Below are 20,046 nucleotides of genomic sequence, written 5' to 3'. Positions count from 1 at the left end.
GTCAAATATAGTTAGGAAAAAGCTTATGCAAAAACTTGTAATCAACGGTGGAAAGAAATTGTCGGGTGAAGTGACAATTGGTGGTGCCAAAAACAGTACTGTAGCTTTGATACCAGCAGCCATTTTATCCGATACACCTGTAGTATTAGATTCTGTTCCACAAATTAGAGATGTAAAAAATTTACGTTCTATTTTGAAAGATATGAACGTTACTTCAGAAATGAATAATGATGTATTGCGAATTGATCCGACAAAGATCCAATTTGCTGAATTACCAAGTGGTAAAGTAAGCAGTTTGCGAGCCTCATATTATTTTATGGGTGCAATGCTGGGACGATTCGGTAAAGCTGTAGTCGGATTTCCCGGTGGTGACGATATTGGACCACGTCCTATTGATCAACATATCAAGGGATTTGAAGCATTAGGTGCACACGTTGAGAACAAACATGGGCAAATCATTATCACAACTCCTGAAGAGGGTCTTAAGGGAGCTAAAATCTTTTTAGATATGGTTTCAGTTGGGGCAACAATCAATGTTATTTTGGCCGCTGTCAAAGCTAAAGGAACAACAGTGATTGAAAATGCCGCTAAAGAGCCTGAAATTATTGATTTAGCAACTTTCTTAAACAACATGGGTGCTGTCATCCGTGGTGTCGGAACGGAAACTATCCGTATCGAAGGTGTGGATACATTACGTTCTAACAATGCTCATACAATTATTCCTGATCGAATTGAAGCTGGAACTTATTTGAGTTTAGCCGCTGCTTGTGGTGGTGGTATTTTGGTTAAGAATATCATCAGTGAACATTTGGATGCCTTTTTGGCAAAGCTCGATGAAATGGGTGTTAATTTAGAAGTTGGCGAAGATAGCATTTATGTCAAACCATCACCTGAATTAAAAGCCGTCAACATCAAAACTATGCCATATCCAGGTTTTGCGACTGATTTGCAACAACCAATCACGCCTTTGTTAATGCAAGCTAATGGCGATGCAATGATTATTGACACGATTTATCCTAAGCGAGTAAAACATATTGCTCAATTAACAAAAATGGGTGCCAACATCACTAGTGAAAATGATTTGATCTTCGTACACGGTGGTGCCAAGTTAAAAGGTGCTAACGTTTCAGCTGATGAAATTAGAGCTGGCGCTTGTTTGATGATTGCCGGTCTATTAGCACAAGGTCAAACAGTGATCGATCATGCAGAAAATATCTTGCGTGGTTATGATCAAGTAGTTTGGAAATTGCATTGTTTAGGTGCCGACGTTAAATTGATTGGTGAAGATGATTTAGTAGAATCTTGACATTAGAGAATTAACCTGATAAATTTATTTATATTAAATACAGAGAGGAAGTGCGCCGTTGAGAAACTAAGCTTGAGTTTTAAATTATACGAATATAGAAATATATGGTGTAGTTTAGCTCGGCTTAAATTCTCAACAGTGCTTCCTGTAAAGAGGGAGGACGCTGTTTAGCGTTCTTTTTTTGTGCGCTTAAGTCGACTAATCGACACCTTGTGAGGTGTTGTTTTATGGGAACAATTCAAATAGAAAATGTTAGTTTTAAATATGATCAGATGATGGACAACTTGTTCGATTCATTGAATTTAAAAATAGATGAGAGTTGGAAACTCGGATTAATAGGTCGCAATGGTCGAGGTAAGACGACTTTGTTAAAAATGTTATTGGGGCAGTTGAAATACAGTGGTCAAATAGTTTCTAATTTGAATTTTTATTATTATCCACAGACAGTTGTTAATAAAGATTTATTGACTGTTGACGTGGTAAAAGAGATCACGCAATTAGAAGACTATGACCTTTGGAAAATAGAAGTTGAATTAGATAAATTAAAAGTCGACCAAAATGTTCTTCAGCAACAGTTTTCTACTTTGAGTCCTGGAGAAAGGACTAAAGTCTTGTTGGCAATTTTGTTCATTGATGAGTCAGGATTTCAATTGATTGATGAACCAACTAATCATTTGGATATAGAAGGTCGTCAAATAGTTGCTGAGTATTTAAAGAGTAAAAAAGGTTTCATCGTTATTTCACACGACAAGAGTTTCTTAAATCAAGTGATTGATCACGTTATCTCTATCAATCGTAGTGATGTCTCGGTATACAAGGGTAATTTTGATACGTGGCAAACACAGTGGGAATTACAAAATCAAACGGAAGCAGCTGAAAAAGAGCAATTACAAAAGGATATTAGTCGTTTACACGAGACTGCCGTTAAACGTGAAAACTGGTCGCGACAAACGGAAGCACATAAGAATCGCAAACAGTATCATGAAAAGGTTCATCTCGATAAAGGGTTCATCGGAACTAAGGCCGCTAAGATGATGAAAAAAGCCAAGACTGCTGAGAATCGAGTTAATTCGGCAATCGACGAGAAGAAGACTTTGTTGAAAAACATCGAAGTCGAAGCGCCTATACAATTAAATTACGAAAAAAAGAACCATCCTGATTTATTTGTACAAGTAGAAAATCTGACCTTAAGACATAATGATATTGTGACACCAGAAGTAAGTTTTGAAGTCAAACGTAATCATGTTGTAGCGCTTGTTGGTCCAAACGGTATTGGCAAGACGACAATTTTTAGACAAATTCTCGGTTTATCACAGCCTTTTACACAGGAAGGCAGTATTCGAATGGCAAATAACTTAAAAATCTCTTATTTGCGACAGGATAACGAATTAGAGGGAACAATCAGACAGCTAGCAGAACGTAAACAAATCAGCCCCGAATTGGTTTTCTCCAATCTACGCAAATTAGGCTTTGAACGTTATCTCTTTGATCAACCTGTGGAAAAAATGAGCCAAGGCCAACGTCGTAAAGTCGCTTTAGCTTTGAGTTTGTCTGAAAGTGCTAATCTTTATTTTTGGGATGAGCCGTTGAATTATTTGGACGTGATTACCCGTCAACAAATTATCGAGGCCATTCAAAAACAGCGTCCGACTATGCTTTTGATTGACCACGACCAAGATCTGATAGATGCAGTTTCTAGTGTAAAAGTCAAATTGCATCACTAGAATTGTGTTGAATAATTAGCTAACTCATGATATTATTAGACACTGTTAGTAATTTAATCTATATTTCTGTAAAAGATTTATGGCAAAGGAGCGACATAGAATGAAACAAGGAATTCATCCAGAGTACCGCCAAGTTGTATTTATGGATTCATCAACAGGTAAGAAGTTCTTAGCTGGTTCAACAATGAACTCAAAAGAAACAACTGACTATGAAGGTACAGAATACCCATTAATTCGTGTTGAAATCTCATCAGATTCACATCCTTTCTATACTGGTAAACAAAAGTTTGCTCAAGCAGATGGACGTATCGATCGTTTCAACAAGAAATATGGCTTGCAAAACAAGTAAAAAAAAGTCATCCAAGACGGATGGCTTATTTTTTTGCGTTTATATTCTTTTTTCGTGATTTCAAATGGGTAAAGACCCAACCAAAGTTGATCAAGGCCAAAAAACTAGTACTCAAGAATACAGCTGAATAACTAAGAACACTGGAAATCGATGAACCAAGTAGTGGTCCACAGACGTTACCGACTGATTGGAAAGACTGGTTGTAACCGAAGACTCTTCCGGTGTATTTGGTATCAGTGTATTTGGCTAAAATCGTTTGAACTTGTGGAACTAGACAAGCATCGGAGATACCGACTAAGAATCGTAAGATTGCTAGTTGCCAGACGTTAGTTACAAACGCTTGTGGGATGTAGACTAAGACGGCAAAAATCAAACCACCGATCAAAATCTTACCAGTACCGATCTTATCACCTAAAGCACCAAATCTAGGAGCAGCGATGATATTAGCAATCCCCGGCATTGCCGCTACGACTCCGGCTACTAAGGTAACTTGACTAGAGTCGTGCATCAATTGTTTGACGTACAAACTGATGATGGGATTGATCGAGTTATTTGAAGTTTGGATAATCATCGTAGTGACGAACATTGCCAAAATCAAATTGGGATTTTTCAACTTGTGGAAAATTTCTTTAGTTGATTCTTCATCTTCTTTAGAAATTGGTTTGAAATCTTCCTTAATAAAGATAGTGACTAAAATAAATGCTATGAATAGCAATGAACCGGTTATCATAAAGGGAATTCGATAACCGAAGTATTGAGCAATAACACCACCGACCAATGGACCTAACAAAGTACCAGAGATAACTCCAGTATTTAAAGTCCCTAAGGCTTTTCCACTTTCAGATCTAGGAGCTGTGGAGGCAATCAAAGTATTGGAATTACTAACGAATCCAGAAAAGACACCTTGTAGGAGTCTTAAGACAACTAATTGCCAAGGGGCAGTTACGAAGGCCTGTAGGAAAATAACAATGGCCATACCAAGCGATGCGCGAATCAACATCAACTTGCGACCTTTTCTATCAGCTATCTTGCCCCAGATAGGGGAGATGATCGCCATGACAAGAAATGTCGATGAAAAGGCGATACCATTCCAGATAACGAGCTGACTTTTTGTGAAATTACCTAACTGGTTAATGTATAATGGCATAAAGGGTGTTATCATACTAAAGCCAATACCTGATACAAAGGTACTGAACCAGAGAACGATTAGATTTTTCTTCCAATAGTTGTTCGGCTGCTCAGAATCATTCGTATTAGATGACATATACATCAAATCCTTTCTAAGTATCCTAGTATACTCTTTTTAGTAGAATCATATAAAATTATTTTTTTAAAATTGGGGAAGTCTATTCATGAAGATGAAGTTAAAAGAAGTTTACTCCGCATTAAAAATAGAAGCTGACGACATCAAAGATGTTGAAATCACAGGAGTTTGCTTCGACAGCCGAAAAGCTAAAAAAGGTGATTTATTCTTTCCATTGCAAGGTCAACGTGATGGACATGAGTTTATTAATAGTGCCATTGAAAATGGAGTTAGTGCGACTATTTGGCAAAGCGACCATGAGATTCCAAATGACGATATTTCTTATGTGGTAGTTGAAAATGTTTCAGAAGCCTTTGAGACATTAGCTAAGTATTATTTGAACAAAGTTAATCCAAAAGTTATCGCAGTCACTGGTAGCAATGGTAAAACGACCACTAAAGATATGATTGCCAAAGTTTTGAGTACTAGCAACAATGTAGCCAAGACACCACAAAACTTTAACAACGAAATTGGAGTTCCTTTTACGATCTTAAATATGCCGATCAACACGGAAGTATTAGTGGTAGAAATGGGCATGGATCGTCCTGGTCAAATCAATCACTTGAGCAGTATTGCCAATCCAGATATTTCCGTTATCACAATGATTGGGGAAGCTCACATTGAATTCTTCGGCACACGTGACAAAATCGCTGATGCTAAGATGGAAATTACAAATCATCTACAAGAAGACGGAACCTTTGTTTATAACGGGGATGAACCATTACTATTAGAACGAGCAAAAGAAGTCGAACAGAGACAATTGACTTTTGGTAGTCATGATACTAACAATTTGTACGCTACTAAGATTATTCCTGGCAAAACAACGACGAAATTTGTTACTAACGAATGGCCTGATTTAGAGTTTGAAATCCCAATGATGGGTGAATACAACGTCAATAATGCGTTGGCAGCCTTGTTAGTGGGACGTGCTTCTCACATCAGACCAAAGGCTATGCAAGAAGCTTTGAAAGATTTATTCGTGACAGAGAATCGGACTGAATGGCTCAAAGCTAAAAATGGTGCCGATATTTTGAGCGATGTGTATAACTCAAATCCAACCGCCGCAATTGAAGTTTTGCACAGCTTAAAAGAAATCCCTACAGGTCGTAAATTGATTGTTTTGGGCGACATGCTAGAACTAGGTGATGCTGCCAGAAGTTTGCACGAATCATTGGCTGATCATATCGATCCCAAGGATTTTGAAAAAGTTTATTTAGTCGGTCCAGAAATGAAATATTTGCGTGATAAATTAAGCGCCAAATATTCAACTGATAATTTACTTTGGTATAGCCAAGATCAATTGGCCGATTTGACGAAAGATTTGCAAAAAGAAATGACACCAAATGACACTGTCTTGTTAAAGGCTAGTCATGGAATTCACTTAGAAAACGTTTTACATGATTTAATGTAGGAGTTGTCATTTGAGTTTGTGTAAAAAACGTGGTAAAGTAGTCAAATTGTTATTTATCGTGTTTTAAAAAATGGAGGACATTTGTGAAATTTAAAGAATTAGATTTAGATCCCAGATTATTGAGTGCCGTAGACGAAGCCGGTTTTGAAGAAACTACACCTATTCAAGCTCAAACTATTCCACTAGTTATGACTGGCGCTGACGTTATCGGTCAAGCTCAAACTGGTACAGGTAAGACGGCAGCCTTTGGCTTACCATTGCTAAATGCCGTTGATACTCAATCTAGCGATATTCAAGCATTGATTATCTCACCAACTAGAGAATTAGCTATCCAAACACAAGAAGAATTGTATCGTTTGGGTAAGGAAAAGAAAGTTAAGGTTCAAAGTGTTTACGGTGGTTCTGATATCAGACGTCAAATCCGTGCACTAAAGAATCACCCTCAAATTGTTGTCGGTACACCGGGTAGAATGCTCGATCATATCAACCGTCACACTTTGAAGTTGCACAACGTCAAGACAGTCGTTCTTGATGAAGCTGATGAAATGTTAGATATGGGATTCGTTGAAGATATCGAAAGTATCCTTTCAAACGTTCCTAACAAGCATCAAACATTATTATTCTCAGCTACAATGCCAAAACCTATCATGAAGATTGCTGATAAGTTTATGAACGAACCAGAAGTAGTTAAGATCAAGTCAAAAGAATTGACTGCTGATAAGATTGAACAATACTTCGTTAAAGCTAGAGATTATGAAAAATTTGACTTGATGACTCGTTTATTCGACGTTCAAGCTCCAGAATTGGCTTTGATCTTTGGTCGTACTAAGAGACGTGTTGATGAATTAACTCGTGGCTTGCAAGCTCGTGGTTACAACGCTGAAGGTATCCACGGTGATTTGTCACAAGACAAACGTACTAGCGTATTGCGTAAGTTCAAGGCTGGTAAGTTAGACTTCTTAGTTGCTACTGATGTGGCTGCTAGAGGTTTGGATATTTCAGGTGTATCACACGTTTACAACTACGATATTCCTCAAGATCCTGATAGTTATGTTCACCGTATTGGACGTACAGGACGTGCCGGACATTCTGGTGTGTCAGTAACTTTTGTTACACCTAACGAAATGGGTTACTTACGTACAATCGAAAACTTGACTAAGAAACGTATGGAACCACTTGCTCCACCTACTGACAAAGAAGTTCTTAAGGGACAACTTGAATCAGTTAAGCAAGATATCAAGGATACTTTGGAACATGACAAGCACCTTGATCGTTTCGATTCAGCTGTTCAAGAATTACTTGCTGAATATTCACCAGAAGACATTGCTCGTATTTTCTTGAGTGAATCAATTAAGGATGCTGAAACAGTTCCTGTTAAGATTGCTCCTGAAAGACCACTTCCATCAAGAAAAGTTAGTCACAGTCGTTCTGGCCATGGTCGTCGCGGTAGATATAACGGTCACCGTGGTGGCAACAATGATCACCGTCGTCGTCGCAACAATGACCGTCGTGATGATAAGAAGGGTGGCAAACGCCGTGAAAATGACAACAAACGTCATGGTCGCAGCAAGAAGTCATTCAAGATCAGAACTAATCTAGAAAAATAATTAAATAAATAAATTGAGACAAGGTAAATTATTTTACTTTGTCTTTTTTTGTACAGTAAAATAGGCCTAAGGGATTTGTAGATAACTACTGGGACTTGTAAAGTAAGTTAATAATGCTATGATTTAGGCTTAGGCTACATGAGTCAGTAATTTGTCGCACTTTTTTGTTGATTTGAACTGCAAAAAAATTATTTTCATGAAATAATTTAGCTGTTCTTGAAAAAATGGAAGGAAGGTTACGTATGATCAAAGGATTAGGTATCGATATTGCCGAAATTAGTCGAGTTAAGCAGATTTATGGTCGTCATCCCAGATTTTTGGAAAAGATTTTAAATGCTGATGAAATTGAAGTTTTCAATTCTCTCAATACCGAAAAAGCTAAGATGACTTATTTAACAGGTCGTTTCTCTGTAAAGGAAGCTTTCACCAAAGCGATGGGAACCGGGTTAGTAGGCATCGGTTTTCATGATTTGAGCGTTTTGAATCATCCATCTGGTCAACCATTTATTAAGACAGAACTCTTCAAAGGTAATATTCATGTTTCAATTTCAGATACAGACGAACTAGTAATAACAGAAGTTATTCTAGAGGAGGAAGAAAAATAATGTTGCCATCAATTCATCGTCCTGCTTATGTTGAAGTGGATTTGGGGAAGTTAAAGACAAATCTCCAAAATGAATTAAATTCAGTACCAAAGGGTACCAAAGTGTTTGCGGTCGTGAAAGCCAATGCCTATGGACACGGATTAGTTAAAGTCGCCAAAAGTGAAATTGAATTCGGTGCAAGTGGATTGTGCGTTGCTACTTTGGACGAAGCTCTAGAAATCCGTAATAGTGGCGTAGAAGCTCCTATTTTAGTTCTAGGTATAATTCCTGTCGAATACGCTAAAGTCGCCGCACAAGCCAATATTTCGGTAACTGTGGGTGATTTAGACTGGCTAAAGGTCGCTGTACAAATAAGAACGACTAATTTACGAGTTCATTTAGGAATCGACAGTGGTATGGGTCGAATCGGTTTTCAAACCAAAGACGATCTAATTGCTGCTTGCAATTTCTTGAATGAGCACCAAGAAGCCTTTATCCCAGAAGGATTATTTACCCATTTTGCTACGGCTGACAGTCCTGATGAAAATTATTTTGAAAAACAAGTCCAACGTTTCAAAGAAATGTCGACAGATCTACCAACGCAATTCACTTACGTTCACTGTGCAAATTCAGCTACAGCCTTGTGGCACAAAGATCTAGCCATCAATATGGTTAGATATGGAATTGCCTTGTACGGCTTGAATCCATCCCAAACTGATATCACCTCATTGCCATACAAGTTAGAACCAGCTCTTAGTTTGTATTCAGAGTTAGTCTTCGTTAAAAAGATCAAAGCCGGTCAAAGTGTCGGTTATGGCGCAACTTATACTGCCAAAGAAGACGAATGGATCGGAACAGTTCCAATCGGTTACGCTGACGGTTGGTTGAGAAGAATGCAAGGCAGCGACGTTTTGATCAATGGCCAACGTTGTCAAAATGTCGGTCGCATTTGTATGGATCAATTCATGGTCAGATTGCCAAAAGAATTGCCAGTCGGAACTAAAGTAACCATTTTAGGCAAAGACGGCGATCAAGAAATTACCGCAACTGATGCCGCCAAATATGCTGGTACAATTAATTACGAAATACTCTGCTGCTTGAGTGAAAGATTACCTCGAGTTTATAAGAAATAATCGTGCGATGCTGCCGTCGTCCGTTCGGCCCTGGAAAATTTAACAACTGAGTATTTTCCAGGACCTCACTCCCGACTAGATAGTGGTTTCTATCTTTATATAAATTACTTCAGAAAATTAATAGAGGATATTATTAGAATTGTGGTATATTGCTGCATTCTAATGGTGTCCTTTTTGTTTTATTTACGTAAAGAAGTAGAGTTGTTCTTTAAGAAATATGTGTTTAATTCTATATAAATAGAAATTGGAATCTAGTCGGGAGTGAAAATCCTGTGGCGGCTCAATGGCTAAATTTCTCTTGGCAATTTATTGCCTAGTGAAAGACCGAGTTTTGAGATTTTGCGTCTTTGGGGCCATGCAAAAGCTCAAAATCGTGTCAGCCATGTTCCAGCCAGCCACAGGATTTTCACGGACGACGGAAGTCCTCCTCTCATTGTCAAATTTGAGAACGTTTTCAGTCTATGATATGATATATTATATTGCTAATAAATTCACAATAAGGAGGATTCATATTTTATGAAAGTTGGTATACCAAAAGAACTCAAAAACCAAGAGGAACGTGTTGGTTCTACTCCCGATGGAGTAGTGGGACTGGTCAAAGCTGGACATACTGTTTTAGTGGAGAAAAATGCGGGTATCGGTTCGGGATATACTGACCAACAATACATTGATGCCGGAGCTATTATCGCTGATGTAGCAGACGTTTGGGACTCTGACATGATTATTAAGGTTAAAGAACCAATTGAAACAGAGTATAAGTATTTCAAGGAAGGCCAAATAATTTATACTTACTTGCACTTGGCTGCCAATAAGAAGTTGACGGATGCATTACTAGCAAGTAAAACAACCGGAATTGCTTATGAAACGATGGTTGGACCAAATGGTGGTTTGCCATTGCTTTTCCCAATGAGTGAAATTGCAGGGCGCATGGCAGTTCAAGTTGGAGCCCATTTCTTGGAAGAGCCACATCAAGGTAAAGGTTTATTATTGAGCGGTGTACCAGGAGTTAAGAAGGGTAAAGTTGCGATCATCGGTGGTGGTACTGTTGGTGTCAACGCAGCTAAAATTGCTATCGGCATGGGTGCTGAAGTAACGCTTTTGGATATCAATCCGCAACGTTTGGTAGAAATTGAGGATATTTTCGATGGCAAGATTCAAACGTTGATGTCGAACGCTCAAAATATTGCCAAGTGCGTTAAGGAATCTGATTTGGTAGTTGGAGCTGTACTGATTCCCGGTGCTGCTACGCCAAAATTAGTAACTGAAGAAATGATTGCTTCGATGGAGCCAGGTTCAGTGGTCGTTGATATTCCTATCGATCAAGGTGGACTATTTGAAACTAGTGTTAAAGCTACGACTCATGAGGACCCTGTTTACATGTCCCACGGCGTAGTTCATTACACAGTCGCAAATATTCCTGGGGCTGTACCAAAAACGGCTACACAAGCTTTATCTGGCGTTACAATGCCATATGCAGTTGAGATTGCTGATAAAGGTATTGCGGCAATTGAAAATAAAACTATCAAGACTGGTGTTAATACTTATCAAGGCAATTTAACCGAAAAAGCTGTCGCTGACAGTTTGGACATGAAATATGTTTCATTAGATGATTTAGTAAAAGTTGAAGTTTAAAAATAAAAAATCCTTACTAGCTGTGTGGTTGACAGTTAGTAAGGATTTTTGGTTTTGTTTTGGAAACGGTTTTGTTTTAGAAACATTTTATATTTGTATTTCCCAAAACGGCTTACCGTGGTGGATTAGATTGATGAACTGTTTGCTGCGTAAACAATTAAAAAATTAAATCAACTTTGGTAAGCAACACTATTATTATAATGTATTTTTGTCGAGAATTTTACCTGATTTTAAATCATCGATTTCAGAAACAACAAAACTCTTCTTTTCGAGGCGTTTAATAATTTCTTTTAATGTTTCAATATCAGTTCCAGATGGCAATGTGAAGAGGGTTCTGCGGACTACTTCATTTGATTTGGCATCCAAAGTCATGCAAGCAGCCACCGAAACATATTTAGCAAAAATTTTAGACATCTTTTCAAGATCGCCACGGTCGCCAGAGGAACTGACAGTTAGAACGTAACTACTGATATCAAGGTTCCAAGCATCTGACAACATACTCAAGAGTCTTGAGTGAGTTAGAATACCGTAGAAGAGATTGTTTTCATCTAGAACGGCGATGTAAGGAAGATCCTTGATGTTGAAGAAGACTTTGAAGAATGGTGAATCCACGCTGATAGTCTTAGTAGCATTTTTCATCAAGGTAGTTACAGGCAAGTTCATGTCGCCACCACGTGACTTGTGACGATAGATGTGCATCTTGTAAATATTCCCCCTAAATATTTGTCCACTCTCATCCAAAATTGGCACACAACGGTAACCTGAGTCTTCTAGGACCTTCAAGGCTTCTTCAAGTGTAACTGTTTCTTTGACAGTAGTAAGCTTATCTTTCTTTAGTACAAGTGATTTAACTAACATATATATTCACATCCAATCAAACTATAATTGAATTAATAATACAGTACTTCGGGATAAAAAAAAAGCTGGAAACAAATTATTCATTTGTCTCAAGCTTTTTTTAAACGGTAATCAATAGATTATTGACGACCTTCGATACCAGTTGCTTCGAATCCATCCTTAAGGATCTTTTCAAGTTCTGCAGCTGATTTCTTCATTTGTGCTGATTCTTCATCGTTCAATGGAACTTCGATGATTTGTTGTAGACCTTTACGGTTGATGATTGCAGGTGAACCAATGTAAATGTCTGAAACGCCGTATTGACCAGTCATCATGTTTGATAATGGCAATACTGTGCTTTCGTCAGCAAGCAATGCTTTACAGATTCTAGCAAGAGCAGTACCGATACCATAGAATGTAGCACCCTTAGTATTGATAATGTCGTAAGCTGCGTTAACAGTCTTCTTGTAGATCTTGTCTAGAGTATCTTTTGTGATTTCTGGGTGTTTTTCCATCCATTCTGCCATTGTAACGCCACCAACAGTTAAGTGTGACCATGCAGCGAATTCTGAATCACCGTGTTCACCCATGATGTAACCATTAACTGAACGAGGGTCAACGTTTAATTCTTCACCAACGAATTTTTGTAGTCTAGCAGTATCTAGTGATGTACCTGAACCAATTACACGTTCCTTAGGGAAGCCTGAAAGTTTCCAAGTAGCGTATGTCAAGATATCAACAGGGTTAGCAGCAACTACGAAGATACCATTGAATCCTGATTCAACGATAGGATCAACGATAGTCTTCAAGATGTTCAAGTTCTTGTTAACTAGGTCAAGTCTTGTTTCACCTGGTTTTTGTGGAGCGCCGGCTGTGATAACTACGATATCAGCATCCTTAGCATCTGAATATTCACCAGCGTGAATGTTCTTTGGATATGAGAATGGAATTGCATCAGCAAGATCCATTGCATCACCCTTGATCTTATCTTTAGCGATATCACAGATAACAAGTTCTTGTGCAATACCTTGAAGTGTCATGGCGTAAGCAAATGTTGAACCTACGGCACCGTCACCAACTAGAAGTACTTTTTGATGGTTCTTTTCGTTTGTTGGAGTTGTCATTATAAAATATCATCCCTTCGAAAATAATATGTTCCTGACCCATTATACAAATAATTTGGGTAAATAAACAAGCTGATTGTGAAAAAAGTGAAAATTTAGTATTTTTTAAATGATATAATGTAAGTTCGAAATGAGGTATTAATAATATGAAACTAATTGTTGGCTTAGGTAATCCAGGTAAGAAATACGATCGTACAAAGCATAATATGGGTTTTATGACCATCGATAGATTGATGGATGAATACGGTCAAACACAAATGAAAAAAGATTTTGAAGCAGAATACTGCAAATTTAAAGTTGATGGCGAGACAGTTTTCCTTGTTAAACCTTTAACTTTTATGAATGAATCAGGTAGAGCGGTGAAGTTTTTGATGGGCTACTACCAAATTAGAACTGATGAATTGATGGTTATTCAAGATGACCTTGATATGCCAATCGGTAAAGTTCGTTTAAGAACGAAGGGTTCTGCTGGTGGTCATAATGGTATTAAGAGTATAATTTCAGCTGTAGGTACCAAAGACTTCGATCGCATTAAAATTGGTATACAACATCCTGATAAACAAACTGTCGTCAACTGGGTTTTGACACCATTTTCTAAGGATCAAGAGCCAGTAGCTTTGTCTGGAATCGATAAAGCCGTTGACATGGTTAAGGATTGGGTCAGTGGCAGTACTGCTGATCAATTAATGAATAAATACAATTAGAATTACTAAAAAGGGGGCAAAAATTGAATTTAATAAATTTCATAACGAATAAGCTCGACCTTGGGGAATTTATTAATCAAGTTAAGCCAGAGACCAAAAACGTCTTAACTGGCTTGACGGGATCAACAATTTCCCTTTTTGCATTGGAAGCATTAAGGAAAACGGGTAAGAAATTATTGATCGTGGAAAATACTAATTTCCATGCCAATAAAGTTTATGATGATTTGAATTTGTTAGACAGCGATATTGTCCACATCTTTCCAGTTGAAGAGTCAATTTCCACTGAAATAGCTACTAGTTCACCTGATGAATTGAGCCAAAGAATCGATTCTTTGAGTTTTTTGATCAGCGATGAGCCAGGAATCCTTGTGACATCAGTATCCGGATTAGAATATGAATTATCAAAACCAGAATTATTCAAGTCAGCTCAATTAAAGATTAAAGTTGATGAAGAATATGATTTGGAAGATTTGAATCAAGAATTCGTCCAAATGGGCTACGTTAAAGAAAAATTGGTCGCTAAACCTGGGGATTTTGCCATCCGTGGGGACATCGTCGATATTTATCCTTTAACGGTCGATAATCCAGTACGAATTGATTTCTTCGGTAATCAAGTAGAAAAGATTAAGTATTTCGATACTGAAACGCAACGCAGTATGGATACGTTAGAAACAATAACAGTATTGCCAGCTAAGGATCGAATCGTGACTGATGAACAAGTCATTAAGGCCTTAGATAAATTGCAAAAGAGTTATCAAAAGCAGCTGGAATCAACTGACGATAAAGATATCAAAGATAATTTGGAGATTTCTTTTGGACAGACAATTGCTGAATTGTCAGAAGGAATGCGTCCAGAAAATATCGGCCGAATTGCTGATTATATTTTTGACCAACCAGATAGCTTATTGGATTATTTATCGGCTGATGATTTAGTGATTTTTGATGAATACAATCGTTTGATTGAACAATCCAATGATAATCGGGCCGAAAATGAATCTTGGTTAGCTAGTCAATTGGAATACGGCAAGGCTTTGCCAGAACAAAAAATTCGTCAAGATTTTGTGGAGAACATTAAGAGCGATTTGCATGGACAAGTGTATTTGTCAGCCTTTCAACAAGGAATGGGCCGAATGCGCTTGAATCAATTGCAAGATGTCTCTGTACGTTCGATGCAACAATTCTTCAGTCAAATGCCACTCTTAAAATCCGAAGTAGAGCGTTGGCAAAAGCAAGAATATACAGTGATTTTAGCTATCAGCAATGAGAAAAGAATCGATGCTATCAACAATACTTTGACTGATTTTGGTATCAAAGCTACTTTGACGACTGAAGACAAAGTGATTGCTGATCAAACGCAAATTATGAATGCTAGTTTGAGCTCTGGTTTTGAAATGCCGGAAGAAAAATTGGCTGTAATTACAGAAAAGGAGCTTTTCAATCGTCAACCTAAGAAACGTCGTCACCAAACTTTGGCGAATGCGGAGAGATTGAAGAGTTATAACGAATTAAAACCAGGCGACTATGTTGTCCACGTCAACCATGGTATTGGTAAGTTTATCGGTATGCAGACGATGGAAGTTGACGGCAAGCATCAAGATTACATTACAATCGAATATCGCGATGATGGTCGTCTGTTCATTCCCGTTACGCAGTTGGACATGGTACAAAAGTACGTTTCTGCTGAAGGTAAATCACCAAAAATCAATAAATTAGGTGGTAACGAGTGGCAAAAGACTAAGCGCAAAGTTCAGTCCAATATTGAAGATATCGCTGATGATTTGATTGACTTGTATGCCAAACGTGAAGCTGAAAAAGGATTTGCCTTTCCAAAAGACGATTCAATGCAACACGATTTCGACAATGCCTTTCCTTATCCAGAAACGCCAGATCAATTGCGCTCAATCGATGAAATCAAACGTGATATGGAAAAACCTCATCCAATGGATCGTTTATTAGTTGGGGATGTTGGTTTTGGTAAGACTGAAGTCGCTTTGAGAGCTGCTTTTAAAGCCGTTGAAGCAGGTAAGCAAGTTGTTTTCTTAGCACCAACGACCTTGTTAGTTCAACAACATTACGAAACTATGAAAGAACGTTTTGAAGGCTTTCCTGTCAATATCGGTATTTTGTCACGTTTCCAAACTAGAAAGCAAAGTAAGGAAACAATCGAACAATTAGCCGATGGTCAATTAGATATCGTCGTTGGAACTCATCGCTTGTTGTCAAAGGATGTTAAGTTCAGCGATATCGGTCTCTTGATCATTGATGAGGAACAACGTTTTGGCGTTAAGCACAAGGAAAAAATCAAACAACTAAAAGCTAATGTGGATGTCTTGACTTTGACCGCCACACCAATTCCCAGAACTTTGAATATGTCAATGCTAGGCGTACGTGATCTTTCCTTGATTGAGACGGCTCCTAGCAATCGTTATCCAGTCCAAACTTATGTGATGGAACAAAATTACGAAGTTATTGCTGGTGCTATCAAACGAGAGATGGCTCGTGGTGGACAAGTCTTTTATTTGCACAATCGAGTCGAAGATATGGATCAAGTCGCTGAACAACTACAAGCTCTAGTGCCTGACGCAAGAATTGCAACTGCTCATGGACGAATGAACGAAACTCAGATGGAAGGCGTAATTGCTGACTATTTGAATGGTGAATATGATGTTTTGGTAACGACGACTATCATCGAAACGGGTGTCGATATGCCTAATACCAACACTTTGATCGTTGAAAATGCGGACCGTTACGGTTTGTCACAGCTTTATCAAATCAGAGGTCGAGTGGGTCGTTCGAGTCGAGTCGCCTATGCCTATTTGATGTATCGTCCAAATAAGGTTTTGACAGAAGTCGGTGAACAACGTCTGGAAGCTATCAAGAACTTTACGGAATTAGGTTCTGGATTCAAGATAGCGATGCGTGATTTGTCCATTCGTGGAGCTGGTAATTTGTTAGGTAAACAACAGCACGGTTTCATTGATTCGGTTGGATTTGACTTATATACGCAAATGCTAAATGATGCCGTTGCCAAAAAACGTGGACATACAAAAGCTGAGAAGACTAACTCAGAAGTTAATTTGTCCTTGGAAGCTTATTTACCAAATGACTACATCAGTGATCAACGTCAAAAGGTTGAATTGTACAAACGAATTAGACAGATTGATTCTTTGGAAAATTATCAAGAAGTTAAGTCAGAATTATTGGACCGTTTTGGTAAATATCCACAAGAAGTCGCTAATTTGTTAGATATTAGTTTGCTAAAGAATTCATTCGATGAGTCATTAGTTAAGAGTGCCATTATGAGAGACGGCTTTATTACGATTAAATTCGATAAAAAGGCTAACGATTATCTGACTGGAGATTTAGTCTTTAAGTTCTTGAGCAACACAACGATGAAGGCTAAAGTCAGCGATAAGAATGATGAATTTAAAATGACTTTAGATTCAAAGAGTGTCGATAAGTCTGAATGGTTCCAACAACTTGAAACTTTTGCCCAAAAGATGGCTGAAGGTTTTGATAAATTAAAGAAAGAAAAAATTAAAAATTAATATGCAAAAAGAAGTGTCTAGGGCTATTAAGGGGACCTGGATTCTGACTATTGCCTCATTGTTCTCTGAATTATTGAGTGCCATTTATCGGATTCCATTGCAAAACATTGTTGGGGATCGTGGTTATTTTATTTATCAACAAGTTTATCCAATTTACGGGATATTCTCGGTTTTAGCTTTGTCTGGTTTGCCAGTGGTGATTTCGAAGGCTTTTGCACAACAAGATTCCCTGGCTGCTAAGCACAATTTATTGAAAAAAACCTTTGTGATTTTATCGGTGAGTTGTGTCGTCATCACGGGATTGTTGTGGATGTCGTCACGATATTTAGCTTTCTTGATGGGAGATCCACAACTCTACTTAGAAGTTAGAATGGTCGCTTTGACATTTTTATTAGTGCCTTTTGAAGCTAGTTTACGTGGATATTTCCAAAGTGATCTATTGATGACACCGAGTGCTATTTCACAAGTTAGTGAACAATTCTTGCGGATCGTGGTTATTATTACGAGTGCTGTTTTGTTCGGACATGGTATCTTGAACGTTTACCAAATGGGTTCAATTGCTAATGCCGGTGCTTTTATCGGTGGGATTTTGGCAGTGGTTATCTTGTTGAAAACTTTTCAAAAGCACCACCAGATTGAAGAAGTTGCCAGTGATGGAAAAATCAAACTGGAGCATGGATTGGCATTAGAAGTGTTGTTGATCGTCGTCTTTACAGGAATTACGATTTTTTATCAATTCATCGATTCCTTCTCAATGCTGCGTTTATTGATGCATTCAGGGATTTCTCTGACGCAAGCAGAAATTCAAAAAGGAATCTTTGATCGTGGACAGCCGCTTTTACAGTTGGGTATCGTTATCTCACTGTCGTTTGTGTCTACGATCATGCCACAGTTAAAAGAGACTAATAAGGTAAAACAAAATCAATCAACGATTCAAAAGATGGTTCGAGTCTGTCTGTGGCTGTCAGTGGCAGAAACTGCTGGATTGATTGCTTTGATGCCACAGATTAACACGATGCTATTTACTGATATGAATGGTTCAAAGACTTTGAGCATTTATATGTTATCGATTTTGATCGTATCGTTGATCAATTTATTGATTGCTATTACTAGTAGCGATGATGAAAAAAACCTTCACAAGCTGGTACTGTTTGGGATGTCGTTAGTGGCTAAAGCTGCTTTGAACGTTATTTTGATTCCTAAATACGGTATTGCTGGTGGAGCGATGGCTACTGTCTTGAGTGAATGTGTTATTTTGTTTGGAATCCTAATTATTTATGGTTTTAATCGTGAATTTTTATCGTTAGACAAGCAATTTATTTTTAACTTGATCAGAGCGGGACTAGTAATGGCCATTATCGTCAAAATTGTCGTCAGCTTATTTGCTGTTGGAACAACGATGACGAGAGGTCATAGCGTGATTTTAAATATTATTGCTATTCCTATTGGAGCGTTGGTTTATTTGAAACTATCCAAACGTTGGCGGATGCTGACCAAAGAAGAATGGGAAATTTTACCAATGGGTAAATATCTCACTAAATTTATGAAAATTGAGGATTAATTATGAGACTAGATAAGTTTTTAAAAGTAAGTCGTATTATTAAGAGAAGAACTGTAGCTAAGGAGTTTGCTGACAACGGTCGTGCTACTATCGATGGACGTGTCGCCAAATCGTCTACTGACGTTGCAGTTGGAGATGTATTAGAATTACACTTCGGAGAAAGAACTATGAAGATTAGAGTTCTTAACACTAAAGATACAACCAAGAAAAATGAATCAGCTGATATGTACGAAGAAGTCTAATTAAAAATTAGAAATAGATTAAAATTAACAATTTTATTATTCAAATAATTGCTTAAACTTGTTATACTCAAGGTAATCATTTCTAGGGGAGTAGTGGTATGGAAGTACGTAAATTAAATTCCAACGTTTCAGTCTTACAGCCAAAAAAATCTCAAACTCCTAATCATCACAATAATTACGTCAAAAAAGTTCATCGTCGACGGATTTTGATGATAGGAATTATTTTCGTGATTATTTTGACTGTTTTTGGCGTTCAGATTTTTAATGCGCACCGAACTTACACCAATACAATGGAACAGATTGAAGTTGGCAAACAAAAGCTAGACAAACAAAAATCCACGCAACAGGATTTGAAGCTTGAGGTCAGTCAACTTCATAACACGAACTATTTGGAAAAATATATTCGTGAAAAGTACATGTATAGCAAACCGGGCGAACAAATTTATAATTTGCCAGATGATGTGAAGACCACTACGATTCAAAAATAGGGAAAGGAATTTTTTTTAATTAGATGACAGTTGAAGTAGGAGCTAAAACAGAAGGCAAAGTTACTGGAATTACAAATTTTGGGGCATTCGTTGACCTAGGAGAAGGACAAAGCGGAATGGTGCACATCAGTGAAATTGCCGATGGATACGTTAAGGATATCCATGATGTGCTAAGCATTGGCGATACAGTGAAAGTTTTAGTTCTTGGTGAAAGAAATCATAAAATTGCACTTTCAATTAAACAGGCGTCAGATAAACCTAAGCCAAAGTATCATTCACACCGTTCACACGAACGTAATGAAAGAAAGCCACAACGCAAGCAAGAGAGTTTTGACGATATGATGTCAGGCTTCATGAAAGAAAGTGAAGAACGACTAAGTATCTTGAAGAAAAACACTGAAGGTAAACGTGGTGGTCGTGGCGGACGCCGTAGCTAATAATTTTATATGGTTGGGACTTAGTCTCAACCTTTTTTATTTCAGTGGAGGCAAGT

At 37.8% G+C, this 20,046-nt stretch carries 17 protein-coding genes; 14 read left to right on the top strand and 3 right to left on the bottom strand.

The window, feature by feature from the left end; all coding sequences use genetic code 11:
- Window positions 1-25 precede the first annotated feature (25 nt).
- From LF20184_RS10645 to LF20184_RS10635, 3 genes are all read left to right on the top strand, one after another.
- Window positions 26-1,306, top strand: coding sequence for a UDP-N-acetylglucosamine 1-carboxyvinyltransferase (locus tag LF20184_RS10645; RefSeq protein ID WP_010018475.1), 1,281 nt, complete (start codon window positions 26-28; stop codon window positions 1,304-1,306).
- Window positions 1,307-1,533: 227 nt separating this feature from the next.
- Window positions 1,534-3,030, top strand: a complete 1,497-nt coding sequence (gene abc-f / locus LF20184_RS10640; RefSeq protein ID WP_010018476.1) for a ribosomal protection-like ABC-F family protein — start codon at window positions 1,534-1,536, stop codon at window positions 3,028-3,030.
- A 100-nt stretch (window positions 3,031-3,130) separates the two neighbouring features.
- On the top strand, window positions 3,131-3,379 hold the full coding sequence (locus tag LF20184_RS10635; protein WP_010018477.1) for a type B 50S ribosomal protein L31: 249 nt from the start codon (window positions 3,131-3,133) through the stop codon (window positions 3,377-3,379).
- Between the two features lie 25 nt (window positions 3,380-3,404).
- Here the strand turns inward: LF20184_RS10635 and LF20184_RS10630 are convergent, their stop codons facing one another.
- Entirely contained in the window at window positions 3,405-4,643 is a 1,239-nt protein-coding gene (locus LF20184_RS10630; RefSeq protein WP_010018479.1) for a multidrug efflux MFS transporter, read from the bottom strand.
- Window positions 4,644-4,731: 88 nt separating this feature from the next.
- Between LF20184_RS10630 and LF20184_RS10625 the strand changes: the two genes are divergently transcribed.
- The 5 genes from LF20184_RS10625 to ald all read left to right on the top strand — a co-directional run bounded on the left by LF20184_RS10625 (window position 4,732) and on the right by ald (window position 11,049).
- Complete coding sequence (locus LF20184_RS10625) at window positions 4,732-6,093, top strand: UDP-N-acetylmuramoyl-tripeptide--D-alanyl-D-alanine ligase (protein ID WP_010018481.1); 1,362 nt, start codon at window positions 4,732-4,734, stop codon at window positions 6,091-6,093.
- 83 nt (window positions 6,094-6,176) lie between these two features.
- On the top strand, window positions 6,177-7,700 hold the full coding sequence (locus tag LF20184_RS10620; protein WP_010018482.1) for a degradosome RNA helicase CshA: 1,524 nt from the start codon (window positions 6,177-6,179) through the stop codon (window positions 7,698-7,700).
- 242 nt (window positions 7,701-7,942) lie between these two features.
- On the top strand, window positions 7,943-8,305 hold the full coding sequence (gene acpS, locus LF20184_RS10615) for a holo-ACP synthase (RefSeq protein WP_010018483.1): 363 nt from the start codon (window positions 7,943-7,945) through the stop codon (window positions 8,303-8,305).
- Window positions 8,305-9,417 (top strand): alanine racemase, encoded by a 1,113-nt coding sequence (gene alr, locus LF20184_RS10610; RefSeq protein ID WP_010018484.1) that lies wholly within the window; start codon window positions 8,305-8,307, stop codon window positions 9,415-9,417. Before acpS ends, alr begins: the two co-directional genes overlap by 1 nt.
- A gap of 516 nt (window positions 9,418-9,933) precedes the next feature.
- Window positions 9,934-11,049, top strand: a complete 1,116-nt coding sequence (ald, locus tag LF20184_RS10600) for an alanine dehydrogenase (protein ID WP_010018485.1) — start codon at window positions 9,934-9,936, stop codon at window positions 11,047-11,049.
- 195 nt (window positions 11,050-11,244) lie between these two features.
- On the opposite strand, the gene cbpA is transcribed toward ald, so the two are convergent.
- Together cbpA and LF20184_RS10590 are read right to left on the bottom strand one after the other, a co-directional pair.
- Window positions 11,245-11,907, bottom strand: a complete 663-nt coding sequence (gene cbpA / locus LF20184_RS10595; protein ID WP_010018486.1) for a cyclic di-AMP binding protein CbpA — start codon at window positions 11,905-11,907, stop codon at window positions 11,245-11,247.
- A gap of 119 nt (window positions 11,908-12,026) precedes the next feature.
- Window positions 12,027-13,010 carry an L-lactate dehydrogenase gene (locus tag LF20184_RS10590; protein WP_010018488.1) on the bottom strand — a complete coding sequence of 328 codons (984 nt, stop codon included), beginning with the start codon at window positions 13,008-13,010 and terminating at the stop codon, window positions 12,027-12,029.
- Window positions 13,011-13,156: 146 nt separating this feature from the next.
- Here LF20184_RS10590 and pth point away from each other — a divergent pair, with 146 nt between their 5' ends.
- The 6 genes from pth to LF20184_RS10560 all read left to right on the top strand — a co-directional run bounded on the left by pth (window position 13,157) and on the right by LF20184_RS10560 (window position 19,990).
- Window positions 13,157-13,714, top strand: a complete 558-nt coding sequence (pth, locus tag LF20184_RS10585) for an aminoacyl-tRNA hydrolase (protein WP_010018489.1) — start codon at window positions 13,157-13,159, stop codon at window positions 13,712-13,714.
- A gap of 23 nt (window positions 13,715-13,737) precedes the next feature.
- Entirely contained in the window at window positions 13,738-17,262 is a 3,525-nt protein-coding gene (mfd, locus tag LF20184_RS10580; RefSeq protein WP_010018490.1) for a transcription-repair coupling factor, read from the top strand.
- Between the two features lies 1 nt (window position 17,263).
- Window positions 17,264-18,823: a putative polysaccharide biosynthesis protein gene (locus LF20184_RS10575; RefSeq protein ID WP_010018491.1), complete on the top strand. Its 1,560-nt coding sequence runs from the start codon at window positions 17,264-17,266 to the stop codon at window positions 18,821-18,823.
- 2 nt (window positions 18,824-18,825) lie between these two features.
- Window positions 18,826-19,065, top strand: coding sequence for an RNA-binding S4 domain-containing protein (locus LF20184_RS10570; RefSeq protein WP_010018492.1), 240 nt, complete (start codon window positions 18,826-18,828; stop codon window positions 19,063-19,065).
- A 98-nt stretch (window positions 19,066-19,163) separates the two neighbouring features.
- Window positions 19,164-19,553, top strand: coding sequence for an FtsB family cell division protein (locus LF20184_RS10565; protein ID WP_010018493.1), 390 nt, complete (start codon window positions 19,164-19,166; stop codon window positions 19,551-19,553).
- Between the two features lie 23 nt (window positions 19,554-19,576).
- Window positions 19,577-19,990 carry a S1 domain-containing RNA-binding protein gene (locus tag LF20184_RS10560; RefSeq protein WP_010018495.1) on the top strand — a complete coding sequence of 138 codons (414 nt, stop codon included), beginning with the start codon at window positions 19,577-19,579 and terminating at the stop codon, window positions 19,988-19,990.
- Window positions 19,991-20,046: the final 56 nt, after the last annotated feature.

Source organism: Companilactobacillus farciminis KCTC 3681 = DSM 20184, from assembly GCF_002706745.1.
In the GTDB taxonomy this organism is placed as follows: domain Bacteria; phylum Bacillota; class Bacilli; order Lactobacillales; family Lactobacillaceae; genus Companilactobacillus; species Companilactobacillus farciminis.
Note: the sequence above shows the minus strand (reverse complement) of the source record. Positions and strands in the feature narration are given on the sequence as shown.

What these genes read in the sequence shown, in the direction of transcription:
- LF20184_RS10570 (WP_010018492.1), top strand. Translation starts at nt 18,826, where the DNA reads ATGAGACTAGATAAGTTTTTAAAAGTAAGTCGTATTATTAAGAGAAGA.
- LF20184_RS10565 (WP_010018493.1), top strand. Translation starts at nt 19,164, where the DNA reads ATGGAAGTACGTAAATTAAATTCCAACGTTTCAGTCTTACAGCCAAAA.
- LF20184_RS10645 (WP_010018475.1), top strand. Translation starts at nt 26, where the DNA reads ATGCAAAAACTTGTAATCAACGGTGGAAAGAAATTGTCGGGTGAAGTG.
- LF20184_RS10590 (WP_010018488.1), bottom strand. Translation starts at nt 13,010, where the DNA reads ATGACAACTCCAACAAACGAAAAGAACCATCAAAAAGTACTTCTAGTT.
- LF20184_RS10630 (WP_010018479.1), bottom strand. Translation starts at nt 4,643, where the DNA reads ATGTCATCTAATACGAATGATTCTGAGCAGCCGAACAACTATTGGAAG.
- cbpA (WP_010018486.1), bottom strand. Translation starts at nt 11,907, where the DNA reads ATGTTAGTTAAATCACTTGTACTAAAGAAAGATAAGCTTACTACTGTC.
- alr (WP_010018484.1), top strand. Translation starts at nt 8,305, where the DNA reads ATGTTGCCATCAATTCATCGTCCTGCTTATGTTGAAGTGGATTTGGGG.
- LF20184_RS10560 (WP_010018495.1), top strand. Translation starts at nt 19,577, where the DNA reads ATGACAGTTGAAGTAGGAGCTAAAACAGAAGGCAAAGTTACTGGAATT.
- LF20184_RS10625 (WP_010018481.1), top strand. Translation starts at nt 4,732, where the DNA reads ATGAAGATGAAGTTAAAAGAAGTTTACTCCGCATTAAAAATAGAAGCT.
- pth (WP_010018489.1), top strand. Translation starts at nt 13,157, where the DNA reads ATGAAACTAATTGTTGGCTTAGGTAATCCAGGTAAGAAATACGATCGT.
- abc-f (WP_010018476.1), top strand. Translation starts at nt 1,534, where the DNA reads ATGGGAACAATTCAAATAGAAAATGTTAGTTTTAAATATGATCAGATG.
- LF20184_RS10635 (WP_010018477.1), top strand. Translation starts at nt 3,131, where the DNA reads ATGAAACAAGGAATTCATCCAGAGTACCGCCAAGTTGTATTTATGGAT.
- ald (WP_010018485.1), top strand. Translation starts at nt 9,934, where the DNA reads ATGAAAGTTGGTATACCAAAAGAACTCAAAAACCAAGAGGAACGTGTT.
- acpS (WP_010018483.1), top strand. Translation starts at nt 7,943, where the DNA reads ATGATCAAAGGATTAGGTATCGATATTGCCGAAATTAGTCGAGTTAAG.
- LF20184_RS10575 (WP_010018491.1), top strand. Translation starts at nt 17,264, where the DNA reads ATGCAAAAAGAAGTGTCTAGGGCTATTAAGGGGACCTGGATTCTGACT.